The 14,551-nt window shown below is 57.0% G+C and carries 10 protein-coding genes, 1 pseudogene and 1 riboswitch; of the genes and pseudogenes, 7 read left to right on the top strand and 4 right to left on the bottom strand.

Annotated features, from left to right (window positions below):
• From G7Y44_RS10435 to G7Y44_RS06580, 3 genes and pseudogenes are all read left to right on the top strand, one after another.
• A pseudogene (locus tag G7Y44_RS10435) lies at positions 1-645 on the top strand (serine/threonine protein kinase); the annotation flags it as partial.
• Between the two features lie 99 nt (positions 646-744).
• Positions 745-1,536, top strand: coding sequence for a creatininase (locus G7Y44_RS06585; RefSeq protein ID WP_165248489.1), 792 nt, complete (start codon positions 745-747; stop codon positions 1,534-1,536).
• 63 nt (positions 1,537-1,599) lie between these two features.
• The gene (locus G7Y44_RS06580; RefSeq protein ID WP_165248487.1) at positions 1,600-3,333 is read left to right on the top strand and encodes a BCCT family transporter; all 1,734 of its coding nucleotides are present in this window, start codon (positions 1,600-1,602) and stop codon (positions 3,331-3,333) included.
• A 288-nt stretch (positions 3,334-3,621) separates the two neighbouring features.
• Here G7Y44_RS06580 and G7Y44_RS06575 read toward each other — a convergent pair whose 3' ends face one another.
• Genes G7Y44_RS06575 through G7Y44_RS06560 form a run of 4 tightly spaced genes read right to left on the bottom strand, consistent with a single transcriptional unit; the run spans position 3,622 to position 7,409 of the window.
• Positions 3,622-4,047 (bottom strand): pyridoxamine 5'-phosphate oxidase family protein, encoded by a 426-nt coding sequence (locus G7Y44_RS06575; protein ID WP_165248485.1) that lies wholly within the window; start codon positions 4,045-4,047, stop codon positions 3,622-3,624.
• 51 nt (positions 4,048-4,098) lie between these two features.
• A complete protein-coding gene (locus G7Y44_RS06570; protein WP_165248483.1) occupies positions 4,099-4,908 on the bottom strand; it encodes an energy-coupling factor transporter transmembrane component T family protein in 810 nt (269 codons plus the stop codon).
• Positions 4,908-6,815 (bottom strand): energy-coupling factor transporter ATPase, encoded by a 1,908-nt coding sequence (locus tag G7Y44_RS06565; protein WP_165248481.1) that lies wholly within the window; start codon positions 6,813-6,815, stop codon positions 4,908-4,910. Before G7Y44_RS06565 ends, G7Y44_RS06570 begins: the two co-directional genes overlap by 1 nt.
• Before the next feature lie 3 nt (positions 6,816-6,818).
• Positions 6,819-7,409 (bottom strand): ECF transporter S component, encoded by a 591-nt coding sequence (locus G7Y44_RS06560; RefSeq protein WP_165043550.1) that lies wholly within the window; start codon positions 7,407-7,409, stop codon positions 6,819-6,821.
• Positions 7,410-7,574: 165 nt separating this feature from the next.
• Positions 7,575-7,772: riboswitch (FMN riboswitch) on the bottom strand.
• 487 nt (positions 7,773-8,259) lie between these two features.
• Here G7Y44_RS06560 and G7Y44_RS06555 point away from each other — a divergent pair.
• The 4 genes from G7Y44_RS06555 (at position 8,260) to G7Y44_RS06540 (ending at position 14,171) form a co-directional block, all read left to right on the top strand.
• Positions 8,260-9,651: an alanine/glycine:cation symporter family protein gene (locus tag G7Y44_RS06555; protein ID WP_165043790.1), complete on the top strand. Its 1,392-nt coding sequence runs from the start codon at positions 8,260-8,262 to the stop codon at positions 9,649-9,651.
• A gap of 142 nt (positions 9,652-9,793) precedes the next feature.
• Entirely contained in the window at positions 9,794-11,134 is a 1,341-nt protein-coding gene (locus tag G7Y44_RS06550) for an aminoacetone oxidase family FAD-binding enzyme (RefSeq protein ID WP_241159213.1), read from the top strand.
• The gene (locus tag G7Y44_RS06545) at positions 11,128-12,903 is read left to right on the top strand and encodes an NAD(P)/FAD-dependent oxidoreductase (protein ID WP_371807467.1); all 1,776 of its coding nucleotides are present in this window, start codon (positions 11,128-11,130) and stop codon (positions 12,901-12,903) included. Before G7Y44_RS06550 ends, G7Y44_RS06545 begins: the two co-directional genes overlap by 7 nt.
• Positions 12,891-14,171 carry an SLC13 family permease gene (locus tag G7Y44_RS06540; protein WP_165248479.1) on the top strand — a complete coding sequence of 427 codons (1,281 nt, stop codon included), beginning with the start codon at positions 12,891-12,893 and terminating at the stop codon, positions 14,169-14,171. The genes G7Y44_RS06545 and G7Y44_RS06540 overlap by 13 nt, the downstream gene beginning before the upstream one ends.
• Positions 14,172-14,551 lie beyond the last annotated feature (380 nt).

The raw sequence follows: 14,551 nt of genomic DNA, 5'->3' as shown, positions 1-14,551 counted from the left end.
GAGAAGATCTCGCTGGAAGAGCGCCTGGAGCGCACCGCCAACAAGGACTTCGTGACCACTGAGGTCGAGCCGATGTGGGACGCTGCTGACATCATGCGTATGGGCAAGGACTTCTTCATCCAGCATGGCCTGACCACCAACCGCACCGCTATGGAGTGGTTCCAGCGCTACTACCCCGAGTACCGTATCCATGCGGTTAACTTCCCGGGCGACCCCTATCCGATCCACATTGACGCCACCTTCGTGCCTTACAAGCCGGGCCTGATCACCAACAACCCGGTTCGCCACCTGCCTGATGAGCAGAAGGCAATCTTTGAGGCCAACGACTGGCAGATCGTCGACGCCGCCCAGCCGGCTCACACCGAGCCGCCCGAGCTGTGCTACTCCTCTGTGTGGCTGTCCATGAACGTGCTGGTGCTCGACCCCGACACCACCATCATCGAGGCTTCCGAGAAGTATCAGCAGGAGCAGGCCGACCAGCTCGGTCAGAACGTCATCCCCGTTGACCTGCGTGGTGCCTACGCCTTCGGCGGCGGCCTGCACTGCTCCACGGCTGACGTTTACCGCGAGGGCGAGTGTCTCGACTACTTCCCGAACCGCGTTGCCGACTCGACGCTGATCCATCCGGAGATGTGGAACGACTAATCGCGTGAGCGCGAAGCTCGTCGATTTACGAGGAAGGCCCTGTGGCCCGCTCCGGGCTGCGGGGCCTTCGCCGATTGAAGAGAGTCGAGGTTTAACGATATGAAGAAATCAGTGTACATGGCGGAGATGGATGCTTTTACCTATCGGGAGAAGCTCGCTGAAAACCCCGTCGTGTTCGTACCGGTAGGCGCGCTTGAGCAGCACGGCTCGCATATGGCGATGTGTGTTGATGCGTACCTGACCAAGGCTATGGCTGGTGCTACCGCCGAGCGGGTGGGTGGCATTTGTGCAGAACCTATCATCTATGGCTACAAGTCGCAGCAGCGCTCAGGTGGTGGCTTTCATCTGACAGGTACCACAAGCCTTGATGGTTCGACGCTTATCGCCATTGTGCGCGATATTGCTCGCAACCTGGTGGAAGATGGTGCCCGCAAGGTAGTGTTCATGAACGGACACTACGAGAACTACCAGTTCGTGTTTGAAGGCGTCGACCTTGCCCTGCGCGATTTGCGTGCAAAAGGCATCGAAGACGCACGGGTCATGCTCATGTCATATTGGGACTTCGTTGATGACAAGACCATCGAAGAGCTCTACCCCGAAGGATTTACCGGCTGGGACCTGGAGCATGCAGGTGTTATGGAAACATCGCTCATGCTTTTGTTCTATCCCGATCTGGTGGACATGGACCGCATTGACCCTGAGCTCTACACAGGCTTGCCGGCAGTGCTTCCCAACTACGACATGCTTCCCATTGTTCCAGAGTACACACCCCCATCGGGTTGTTTGTCTCATCCCGGTGCATCGACCCGTGAGAAAGGGGTCATCCTGCGCGACGTTGCCGTGGAAAACATGGTGGCGGCAATTGAGAAGGAATTCGGGCTATCTAAGTAAGCGCCTGCTTCGGGGGGCGGCGTGCGAACCGACAACCCACCATCACACGCTTAAGGGGAAACTATGAGTGATAAAGAGTATACCGATATTAAAAAACAAGAAAACGAGACGGGTGAAATTGATCCTGAGGCAAAACAGGATCAAGCAAACCGTCTCGGCCGTAAAGTAAGCCACGACTTCATCATCCGCGGCATTGCTGTGGCGGTTGTTGCAGCATCGCTTCTGGTGGCCATCGTAAGTCCTGAGGGATTTATTGCTGTCGTTGACAACATCCGTACCTTCGTAACACAGTACTGCAGCTGGTGGATCGTTCTGATGACGTTCTTGAGTTTTGCAGTATGCGTGTTTGTTGCATTCTCGAAGTACGGCAAGATTCGTCTGGGTGGCAAGGATGCTCGCCCGGCGTTTTCGTACTTCTCGTGGATTACGATGCTGTTTGCCACCGGCCAGGGTGTAGGCCTGGTGTTTTGGGCCGTTGCTGAGCCGCTGTGGATGATGGGCGGCATGGCCTATGAGCTGCAGGATTCTGTGTTTGCTGGCGACATGGCGCTTGCATGGACGTACTTCCACTGGGCACTTCCGGCATGGGCAGTCTATGCTGTGGTGTCGCTCTTCTTGTCGTATAGTCGCTACAACATGAAGAAGGACAATACCTTCCGCGGCTCCATCGAGAACCTGTTCGGCGAAGGGGCCCTAAGCCGCGTTGTGGGCATCATCGTCGAGGCTTTGGCGGTACTTGCCACCATCTTCGGCCTGACCACCTCCATTGGCTGCGCTTCGTATCAGTTCGTTACTGGTCTGGGTCAGGTGTTTGGCCTTACGTCGAGCACGGGTCTGTTGGTTGGCACCGTTTGCTTGTTCGGTGGCTTGGCCACGCTGTCGGTGTGGCTTGGCGTGGTGAAGGGCATTAAGAACATCTCGAACATCAATGCAGTGTTGTCTATCGTGTTCATGATCCTGGTGTTCATCTTTGGCCCGACGCTTTACATCTTGGGCGTGCTGCCTGAGTCGCTGGCCGTGTTCGTTGACCAGTTCTTCATGATGAGTGGCTACACCGAAGCTGTAAACCTGGCAGATGGTATTGCTTCTTACGGCGAGTCGTGGCAGGCATTCTGGTCGTTCTTCATCTTCTGCTGGTGCTTTGCATTTGGTATCTTTACCGCGGGTTTCATCTCCACGATCTCCCGCGGTCGTTCGCTGCGTGAGTTCTTGATCGGCGTCGTGCTCGTTGGCGCGTCGGTCTGTGTGGTGTGGACCGTCATCGTCGGTGGTGCTGGCGTGTGGGCTTCCATGACCAACCCGTCTATGATCGAAGCTACTATGGCCGACAGCTCCATGGGCTTGTTCGCTACGATCAACTCGATCCCGCACATCACAGGCATTTTGGCTGTTATCGCCATCGTGCTCATCGGTGGCTACATGGTTACCTCTGTTGACTCTGGCGTTATGGCGCTGAGCAGCTTCGTGTCGCCTGCTGCGAAGGAAAGCCGTACCTTTAAGGCCGTGTTGGCACTGTGCATTACCGCGCTCGCTGCTGCATTCGTGCTCACCGCCGGCCAGGGCTTCTTGACCACCATTCAGTTCGCTACTGTTGCTGGTGGCGTTCCGTTTAGTGTTGTGGTCGTGCTCATGGGCGTACAGTTCTTCAAGTGGGTGCGTCATGACCCGCAGCTGGTAGAGCTGGGCGAGGCAACTCCGTTTGCCGAGGACTCGCGTGAAGCGCGTGAACTGCGCGAGTGGGAAGCAAACACCGTTGAAGCTCGTGCTGCACGCGCAGCACAGGAAGCGGCGAAGTAGCCCTCATCTGTCCGTTCGCGGGCGGTTATGTCCGGGCTCTTTTGAGCGCAGGCTGAAGGGGCCATGTTGACAAGCCGCCCGCCCGATTATATAAGGTTCGTACTGCCCCGAAACAAGCGGGTGGTGGGATGCACTCCATGCGTCCCACCACCCACTTTTGTAAGCGATCCGCTTTTGTGTGGCGTGTAGCCACGTTTGTTGACGGCAGATTATGGAAAAGAAGCTTTTACGCGTGTGCGCAAAACGAGCTATGACTCGTTGATGACGTGCCGAAGCTGCGGGGGAGCGCTAAGGCAGCGGAACCGGAACCCATTCGTCGTGATTACAAATCCATGCTTGTGGATTCTCCACCGAGAAAAACGTGAGCGTAGGGTCGTTCGGACCGTTGTAGTGCTCACCGAGCGCGGTTAAGTGCTCGTATCCCGCTTGGCGGATGTTGTCATTTGCGCAGTCTTTCAGTCCAGCTATGCCGCGCAGAATAAGCCAGCCGTGTCCTGGCCACCAGCTGGTTGCTTCAAACCGTTGGTTTGCTTGCAGCTCTTCCCAAACGTCTTTCGTGGTGGCGGTGCAAAACCATAATTTCCTGTCTTGTTCGGCGGCGAAGCTGAAAGGACGCACATGTGGCTGATCGCACACGCTGGTTGCCAGGTACCAGGCGGGTACGCTGGTTAAGTACTGCAGAATAAGCTCGTTTCCGGTAGGGGGTATGGTCATGGTGGTTTCCTATCTCCTTGTAGAGTCCTTTTCATAGTACGGAGCTGCGCGTTACGCTGCAGCCATGAATGCGTTTGCGACCAACACGCAGACAAGCAACAAGGCTGTCATTACCACAGCTACGCCATCGCGCGGTGCGAAGGCGAGCGGATGGAGTTTCGTGCGGCCGGCACCACCGTGATAACAGCGCGCATCCATGGCCTGCGCCAGGGTTTCCGCATGGCGAAACACGCTGGCGAACAGCGGAACCATGAGCGATGACAACATGCGCACGCCGCGCACGGGGCTGCTTCCCAATGTGGCACCGCGGCTTACCTGCGCATGGTAGGTCCAAACGAGCTCGCTTGCGAACTGCGGCATAAAGCGTAGCGCGATTCCTAAGATCATGCCCAGCTCATGTGCAGGTAAGCCGATGCGTGCAAGGGGTGAAAGCAGCCGTTCGAACGCCTCGGTAAGATCAAGGGTGGTGGTGGTCAGCGTAATAAGGCTCATGCCCATCATCATAAGGGCGAGCCTGCAGGCGACAAACAGAAAGCGACGGACACCTTCTTCGGTAATGCGAATAAACCCTATTTGAACGAGCGTAGCTCCGCCATCGATCATGAAGAGGTTCAACACCGACGCAAACACAACGATAATCATGAGCGGGGCAAGCGATTTCACTGCATTAACTGCGGGAACGCGCGCGATTGCGTACAGCATCGCCACGAACGCAGCTATAGCAATCAGTGCCAGCGCGCATTTCGCCAGCAAGATAATAACGATGAAGGTAAACCCTAAGGCAAGTTTTATGCGTGGGTCGACTCGATGGAGCGCGCTTGAGGCAGGGTAGTAGCTTCCGAATGAGAACGCATTTCCCATTAGGCACCTACCCTGTTGGAGTCTGCCAGGTGTGCTAAAGCGTTTGCGAGCGTAGCTTTGTTGTACAACACGTCATCGCGCAGAGGTACACCACGGGCGCGCAAGGTGTTGGCCAGGCGTTGTGCGGCGGGAACGCCCAAGCCCACGTCGTTCATGCGGTCGGCGTCTGCGAACACGTGCGCTGGCGTGCCAAGACAGAAGAGCTCGCCTTCTTTCATTACAGCGATGCGATCGCAGCAGGCGGCGAGATCGTCCATGCTGTGAGACACCATGACAATCGTTAGACCCTGCTCATGTAGAGTGCGTATCAGTTGCAGGAAATCGCGACGCGATGCTGGGTCGAGGCCGGCTACAGGCTCGTCGAGCACGAGTACGCGTGGGCGCATGGCCAGCACGCCTGCGAACGCTACGCGACGTTGTTGGCCGCCGGACAGTTCGAAAGGACTCGCAGTTTTCAGTTCATCAAAGTCAAGGCCCACTCGCTCAAGTGCCTCTTGCACGCGCTTGTCGACGTCGGTGTCGGAAAGGCCTAAGTTGCGTGGGCCGAATGCGACGTCGGCGTACACCGATTCCGCGAACAGCTGGTGTTCGGGATATTGGAAAACCACGCCAACGTTTGCGCGCACGCTGGCAGCAGCTTTCTTATTGCTGACGTCGGTGCCCATCACCACGACCCGGCCGAGTGTAGGATGCAAGATGCCATTCAGGTGTTGGATGAGGGTTGATTTTCCCGATCCGGTATGTCCGGCAAGTCCCAGAAACTCGCCTTCGGAAACGGTAAGGCTAACGTTTTTCAGGGCCCATACGGCATCGGGGCTGTTGCCCCAGTCGGCGAGTTTTTCATGCGTGTTGTTGGACTTCCGCTTTCGCTTGGCCTTGGGGGCATCGTAGGCGAACGACACGTGCTCGATATCGGCAATCGTGTTAGCCGCAAGAGCAGGGTCGTTGGATTCGGCAGGGCTACCTGATGGCGATAGCTCGGCGTTTGTGAGCTCGCTTTCTCCGCTGAAGAGGGCGTTTGTGGGGGATGCACTCGGGGCGTTGTCGTGCGTTGTGCTGTCAATCGTTGTCAGCGAGGGGTTGTGGGGCAGCAAATCTGCCAGGCTATCGGCCAGTTCGGCTTCTCCTACGCACGTGGGCACGGGTATACCAAGATGTTGCAAGGTTTGTGACATGTCGCACGCGAAAGGGGCATCGAGGTTCAGCTTCCCTAGTACATCGGTGCGCGAGAGCACATCATCAGGCGTTCCTTCCAGTACGATGCGCCCGGCATCAAGTACGACAACCCGGTCGGCTTCGGCGGCTTCCTCCATGAAATGCGTGATCATGACGATGGTCATGCCGGCGGCGTTCAGCTCCTTGCAAACCCGCATAAGGCCCGATCGTCCGCGAGGATCGAGCATTGCGGACGCTTCGTCGAGTACGAGGATACGGGGGCGCATAGCGAGCACTCCCGCGATGGCGACACGCTGCTTCTGTCCGCCGGACAATGCATGTGTCTCATGTTGCTCGAATCCGGAAAGCCCCACTTCACGCAGGGCCGATGTAACCCTTTCGCGCAGCTCGTTGGTGACAACTCCTAAGTTTTCGGGTCCGAAGGCTACGTCGTCTTCAACGAGGTTTGCCACCAGTTGATCGTCGGGGTTTTGAAAAACCATGCCACACGTCGACCGCACGACGTAGGTCTTGCGAGGGTCACGAGTGTCATTTCCGTCGATGAGAACCGTGCCTGTATCGGGAATAAGCAGGGCGTTCAGGTGCTTGGCAAGCGTCGACTTGCCGCTACCGTTTCCGCCAAGCACACAAACGAACTCGCCGACACGGATACGCAAGGTTACGCCGTCAAGCGCATTACGCTCGCCGTCGTAGGAAAAGACAACATCGGTGCACTCAATGAGGGATTCCATGCTCTAACGGCCTTTCACCTGGTTTTTCTTTGGGGTGATCATGTTTGATACCGCCTTGTACACGACAATGGTCAAAACGGAGTTCAGGGTAGCTTTGATCAGGTTAAAGGGCAGTACAGCGGGCAACATGAGTGGCATGATAACATCGGGGCTGCCATACCAGAACCACACGCCGATGGTGAGGTTCGAGGCGATAGCTGCCAATACCACGCATACGATACCGACAATCAGGCCGATGATGGCACCACGCATTGTGCGCACTTTCGAGTAGATAAGCGCCGCAGGCACAACGTACGCCACGCAGGCAACGGAGTTCATAAGTGCGCCCACCCATTCGCCGGTGATAAGGCCGTGGATAACAGACGCGAGAACGCCAATAACCACACCCGACGTAGGTCCGTACGCAAATCCGCTCACCATAGCGGGTACAAATGACGGGTCATAACTTAGAAAAGGTGCAGCGGGCAGCAGGGGAATTTGGGCGAACTGCAACAAGGCCGATATAGCGCACATAAGGGCCATGGTGACCATCTGACGTGTTGACCAGCGGTTTGTGTTTTGAAAATCGAGATTCTCGTTGTAAGGGGAAGCCATAAGGCACCTTCTTTCTCGCGAGGCAGCAATAAGATGAGGGTGTTTCTTCGCCTCGCTCGAAAAGAAACAAGCCCGTATGAATTCCTTCATTCGGGCTTGTCATTCGCGTTGCTATCAGATTCGGCACCTGGCTTTTGCCGGGGCGCGTTTCGAGCCATGCGCGAACTTCTGCCTCTTCCATCCGGACTATGACCGTTGGTTCCGGATTTTCACCGGATCAGCCTGCTGTACATCGCGCCTAACTCGAGAATTCGAACCGGGCACGAATCGCAGCAGGGTCGCGGACTTCTGATGTGTAGCCAGTACATTGCCGGCTCATCAGTTACCGCCAGTGGGGATTTTCGCCCCGCCCTGAAACAGAACTCATGCACCGCCATTGTAGTTGCTTCGCCCATCGCGCGCAAGCGACTTCTTGAGGAGAACAATCCGAGCAATAGCCGGGGTTGTATGTATGCGCTCTATCTCAAATTTTCTTGTCTGCTAGAGGGTGTTTCCTTCTGTATGCGGTTGCATGACGAAAAATCATGCCGTTAATGAAAATTTCTCAATTGTTAACAATAACAGGCGGTGTTGGTCCCTATAATGCGGAAGGATATTGAAACTGCCTGAAGCGTTTGGGGGAGCGCCCTTCGATGAAAGATGAGTGCTCGCGCGAACGCTTTTGGCGTGTGTTAGCCGAGCGCGCTGCCGATAAGCCCCGCGTTCATGTTTTTGCAAGGAGGCGCAAGGAGTGGATTTCCTGTATTCGTTTTTCGTTGAGCCATTCACGAGCTTAGGCTCGGGGTTGGCTGAGGCAACCGGCGCGGCCGATGTGGTGTCGGCTATCGACGGTTTTGTGTGGGGCCCTATCATGATCATGTTGCTTTTGGGCACGCACGTGTTCATGACGTTCCGCACGCGTGGCATCCAGCGCAAGATTCCCCAGGGCATTAAGATGTCGCTGACCAAGGACGAAGGCGCTGGCGACGTGAGTCCCTTCCAGGCGCTCACCACGTCGCTTGCGGCCACCATTGGTACTGGTAACATCATCGGCGTAGGTACGGCGCTTATCGCTGGTGGCCCGGGCGCTATCTTCTGGATGTGGATCACTGGCGTGTTCGGTATTGCAACGAAGTACTCCGAAACGTTTATTGCTGTGAAGTACCGCGTGAAGGATCACAACGGCAATATGCTCGGCGGTGCTATGTACGCGCTCGAGCGCGGGTTGAAGAACAAGGCACTCGGCAAGTTCTTAGGCGTGCTGTTTGCTGTGTTTGCCGCTATCGCCGCGTTTGGTATTGGTGCTGCGGTGCAAACGAACTCGCTTGCCAGCACCATTAAGGACACTGTGGGCGAAACCGACACCATGAACTTGTTCGGGCTTCAGACTTCGCCCATGCAGCTGATCATCGCTATTTGCGTGACCATCCTCATTGCTATCGTGGTGCTTGGTGGTATTAAGGTTATCTCGCAGGTGTGCGAGAAGCTTATCCCCTTCATGACTATCTTCTATGTGGCAGGTTGCCTGATTGTTATCGTTATGAACGGCGCATACTTCCTGTCCGCTGTCGCCCTTATCGTGCAGTGTGCGTTTAGTCCGCAGGCGGCCATGGGTGGTGCGTTCGGCTCGGCTGTTGTTGTTGCATTGCAGAAGGGCTGCGCGCGCGGTTTGTTCTCTAACGAGTCTGGCTTGGGTTCCTCGCCGCTTGTTGCCTCCGCAGCGGTGACGAAAAACCCCGCTAAGCAGGCGCTCATTTCCATGACGGGCACCTTCTGGGACACCGTGGTGGTGTGCGCTATCACGGGTATCGCGCTCGTGTCGTCGATTTTGGCGAACCCCGCCATTATGGACATGTACCTGAACAACGGCGACCTCACCTCATCGATGCTGGTTACGGCTGTGTTCGACCAGATTCCGGTTGTCGGCACCATCATCTTGTGTTTGGGTTTGGCAATGTTTGCGTACTCCACGTCGCTGGGATGGAGCTACTACGGCAATCGTTGCGTCACGTACCTGTTTGGCAAGCATGCCATTAAGCCATACCAAGTTATCTTCTGCTGCATCTGCTTTGCGGGTGCCGTTGGTGTGTCGGGCTTTGTGTGGGATATCGCCGACATCACAAACGCTCTCATGGCCATTCCGAACCTCATCGCTGTGCTTGCTCTTTCCGGTGTCATCGCCAAGGAAACGAAGCATTACGTATACGATGGTAATATCGAAGAGGTCTACGACGTAGAAATCCCCGTTATCGAGAGCAAGTAGCTGCTCGGCAACTGTACGTAAACAATCAGACAGACAGCTTTGCCTTATCTGATCTTTCAAACGCCCGGGGCACACGGCTCCGGGCGTTTGTTATGCTGTGTGCAAAATGGCGCGAAGCTTAGGTTCGGCTTGGGCTTATCGCGTGAGTAGAAACGAAAGCAAAGGTTCGGTGCATGCGATGGCCGATGCGAAAAAGATCGCGATCATAGGTGGGGGAGCTGCCGGTTTGGCGGCATCCATTGCAGCAGCTCGAGAGGTCAAACGAACGGGCGCGTGCGCAGACGTAGTCGTGTTTGAGCGGGATGACCGCGTAGGCCGCTCCATTTTGGCCACAGGCAATGGGCGGTGTAACTTCTCGAATGCGAATCCCGATGCTGCGTTCTATCATAACGCTTCGTTTGTGGGCGCGGTGTTTGAAGCCGTTGAGCGAGAGTATGCAGAGGGCGGAAACGTTACCTTGTCTGGGGGTTTTTCTCAAAACGCAGTGCTGCGTTTCTTCGACGGCTTGGGGCTTTTATGGCGTGAAGAATCCGAGGGACGCCTGTATCCAATGGCGAACAAAGCGACAAGCGTGCTTTCTGTGCTGCGCGACGCCATGCGTGCCTTGGGCGTGCAGGAAGCGCCTTCGCAGCGTGCCGTACGCATCGATGTGCCCGACCGGAAGGGTGGACGCTACCATGTGCGCTTTGATGACGGTCGCGTTGAACACGCCGATGCTGTTATTGTGGCGTGTGGCGGCGTGCTGGCGCGCGGGCTGCTTCCCGAAAGTGTGCCTATGTGCGATGCAGTACCGGTGCTCGGTCCGCTGGCTACCGACGGTCCGGTGAAAAGTCTCGACAGCATCCGTGTGAAATGTGTGATAGAGCTGCACGGCGCAGATGGGCGCGTGAAAGCGCGTGAGACGGGCGAGGTGTTGTTTCGAAAGTATGGCGTGTCGGGTATCGCCGTGTTCAACGTGTCGCGCGTTGCCGAACCGAAAGACGAACTTGTTCTCGACTTTCTGCCGCAGGTTCCTACTGAAGACTGTGAGGCGTTTTTGGTTGCACGTGCTCGGCGCTTGCGCGAAACCTTCGGGGAAGATGGCGCACACATGGGGCAGTTGCTCTGTGGCATGCTATTGCCGCAGGTGGCAGACGTGTTGCTGCACAGCGCTGGAGTTGATGAACGCGATCAGGTCTCCGGTGAGCACCTGCGTGCGCTCGCTTATGTGCTCAAGGGATTTCGGCTCACTGTGCGCGGCATTGGTGATGCGCGCCAATGCCAGGTGCATCGCGGGGGCGTGCTAGTTTCTGCGGTGGATGACAAAAGCTTGCAGGTACAAGGGTTGCCGGGGCTGTATGTTGCCGGTGAAGCGCTCGATACGGACGCGCCCTGTGGTGGCTTCAACTTGCACTGGGCGTGGGCAAGCGGGCTTTTGGCGGGGTGCGCTGCCGCGCGTTCGGCATTGGGTGCTTCACGTGGTGGGAAAGGTTCGTCATGCTGATTGAAGCGTCGAATGTGGCGTTACCGCTCGATGCTGGCCTTTCCGGTCGGTCGGGTGAGCGAGCGCTGAATATGGCTTGCGCGCGGGCGGTTGGTATGCCACAGGACGCTATTCGTTCGGTTCGCGTACTGAAGCGCAGTGTGGACGCTCGCAAGAAGCGTGACGTTCATTTTGTGGCAACGCTGCTCGTGGACGTGTGCGCAGACGATATTGCTGCTGTGCACCCTGCACGGGGTGTGAACGTGAAACGACACGAGCCCACGCCTTTGCTGCGCGTACCCGATTGCTCGACGGTTGCTGATGCGCCAGGGTTTTGCTCTCCGGTGGTTGTTGGTATGGGGCCGGCGGGGCTCTTTGCGGCGCTGTATTTGGCTGAAGCTGGGTTGCGTCCGCTTGTTATTGAACGCGGAGCGTGTGTTGAGCGCCGTCAGGCGGCGGTAAGCGCGTTTGCGGCAGGCGGCGAGCTTGACGAGCAGACCAACATCCAATTCGGAGAGGGAGGTGCTGGTGCGTTTTCCGACGGCAAGCTGACTACGGGAACGAAAAGTCCGCACATCCGTCATGTGCTGCAAACGTTTGCCAGCGCGGGTGCTCCAAAAGAGATTCTCTGGCAGGCGAAGCCCCATATTGGCACCGACATTTTGCCCAGCGTCGTTCGCAACTTGCGGCAGCGCATCATCGCAGCAGGTGGGTGCGTTCGTTTCGATACGCAGCTGATTGGTATGCGCGAGGAAGATGGTGCGCTTACCGCGATTGAGGTTGCTCACACTGCGACGGGTTCCCGCGAGGTAATTCCCGCAAGCGCGGTTGTGCTTGCATGTGGACATTCGGCGCGTGACACGTTTGGCATGCTGCACGATGCAGGCGTGTACATGGAACGCAAACCGTTCGCCATGGGCGTGCGTATTGAGCATGCGCAATCATGGCTGAATACTGCGCAGTACGGTCAGGCAGCTGCGCATCCGGCGCTGGGAGCGGCCGACTACAAGCTTGCGGTTCACTTGCCGAGCGGTCATGCGGTGGTCGCGAAGAGAGAAAAAGACGGTGGGGTAGCTGCTGGGAAATCTGCCGAAGATACTCGTGCGCTTGACGGCCGGGGAGTGTACACCTTCTGCATGTGCCCTGGTGGGGAAGTTGTTGCAGCAGCCAGCGAGCGTGGTGGCGTGTGTGTGAACGGCATGAGCCGCTTTGCGCGCGATGGAGCTAACTGCAACAGTGCGCTTTTGGTGGAGGTGCGTCCCGACGACGTGCCCGGCGAGTGTGTGCTTGCAGGTGTGGAGCTACAGCGGCGCGTGGAGCGCGCTGCTTACGAGGCGGCGGTGCGCGCAGGTGGCGCACCGTACACTGCGCCGGCTCAAACGGTGAGCGACTTCCTGCACGCGCATTGGGCGGCTGCATCTCGCGGTCGTTTCCCTGAGCAGGAAGTTCATCTGTCGGAGGGGGACGTTTCTCCCACGTACCCGCGCGGTGTGGTGCTGTGTGGCTTGCATAATGTGTTGCCGAAGCTTCTGTGTGATGCCATTGCCGAGGCGCTGCCGCTGCTCGATGCGAAGCTACCCGGCTTCGCGAACCCCAATGCATTAATGACGGCGGTCGAAGCGCGTAGTTCGAGCCCTGTGCGTATCGTGCGCGACGCAAACACGCTTCAATCGGTATCGGTTGCGGGGCTGTATCCTTGCGGCGAGGGTGCGGGCTATGCGGGCGGCATCATGAGTGCTGCATGTGATGGGCTGCGCGTAGCCGAGGCTGTGTGCGCATGCGTCGGCTAGCATCGCGCGCCGCAGGCTTCGTGCGCAGTCAGCCTGTGCTGTGTTGCGCGTTTGCGGCGGCTGTTCTGTCGCAAGTGGTTTCTCCCCAAGGTGCGCAGGTTGCTGGGCTCATTGATTGGCAGGTGATAGGTCTGCTTGCGTGCTTTATGGTGTGTACGGCGGCGCTGCAACAGGCCAACGCACTTTCGTGGCTGGCATTTCGTCTGGTGAGGGGCGACATGTCGCTCAGTACGCTCATGTTGTCGCTGGTGCTGCTACCATTTTTTGCGTCCATGGTGGTGACAAATGACGTTGCGCTGCTGGCGTTCGTTCCGTTCGCGTGTGCGGTACTGCGCGCCAGCGGTGAGCAGCGACTGGTTGTTCCCGTGTTGGTGCTGCAAACGCTTGCGGCGAATATGGGTAGCATGGCTACGCCGTTCGGCAACCCGCAAAACCTGCTACTGTTTAAGGGGTTCGGTTTAGACGCGGCAGAGTTTTTCGTCGTGGTTATTCCGTATGTGGGGCTATCGTTTGTGCTTATCGTTGTGTTTTGCCTGGTAGCGGGAAGATACCGTGCGGTGAAACCATTTTGCGGACAGCTTCCGCTTGTAGATGTTCGCAAAACAGCCGCTGCTGGTGTACTGTTTGCGTTGTGTGTGGCAACCGTGTTCGATGTGGTGCCGCTTAACATGACGCTTGTTTGTGCAGTCGTGTTCGCGTTGGCGTGTGACGGCATCGAGCTGCTGCGAAGTCGAGAGTGTTTGGTTGTCATGAGTGATAAAGGCGGCAAACCGTTGCAAGGTCGAGGTCGGGAGCAAAACGAAACTGTAAGCAGTGATGGTGGTGGACCGCTGAGAAAGCGAGAATGCGGTGACGTTGTGGGTGGCGGCACGCTCATTATCGCGCGCATTGATTATGCGTTGTTGCTCACGTTTGCGTGCTTCTTCGTGTTCTCGGGAACACTTGCGGCCTCCGACGCTGTGCGACAGGTGTTGTCCGGTGCGCTTTCCGAGCACTCGTTCCTCATTCCGCTTGCAGCGAGTCAGGTGATCAGCAATGTTCCCGCAGCGGCACTGCTCATGCCGTTTGCTACCTCGTGGCAACAGCTGGTACTAGGGGTCGACATCGGTGGGCTGGGAACGCCAGTTGCGTCGCTTGCGAGCCTAATCACCTTAGGGATCTATCGAAAAGAGAGTTGCGGCTCCACTGTACAGTTTCTGCGCGCATTCTTGTTGGCGAACGCCGCACTTCTCGCCGCCAATTGTGCCCTTTGGCTGCTGCTGAATTGAGGGCTACTCTTCGATAATCATAACGAAATTCTTGCGTGTGGTGATTTGCCAGCTTCATCTGCGTGCACCTGCACGAGCTGCCTGTTATTGGCTGGCCCATGGGAAGTAATCAATCATGCCGTGCCGTGCTCTAGATCTGTTTCACCCGATTTGCGAACTCTGCTGCGTGATGCGGTGGTAGAATCGGGCACAGTTGTAATGATGGCATGATGGGATGCTCCGGGCGCGGAGCAGGTGCTGCTTTGAGGTGTGTTTACGTATGCGGACGCTTTCGAAGGGCATTCAGGGGAATGCGGGTGAGAATCCCGCGCTATACCAGTAACCGTAAGAGCCGATGAGGCGATAAGCTGCGGGCACGCAGCCGCTTCAATGAAGGCGAA

Source organism: Adlercreutzia sp. ZJ141 (genome assembly GCF_011038965.1).
Lineage (GTDB): Bacteria > Actinomycetota > Coriobacteriia > Coriobacteriales > Eggerthellaceae > ZJ141.
The sequence above is the reverse complement of the archived record's forward strand: the minus strand, read 5'-3'. Positions and strand labels throughout refer to the sequence as shown.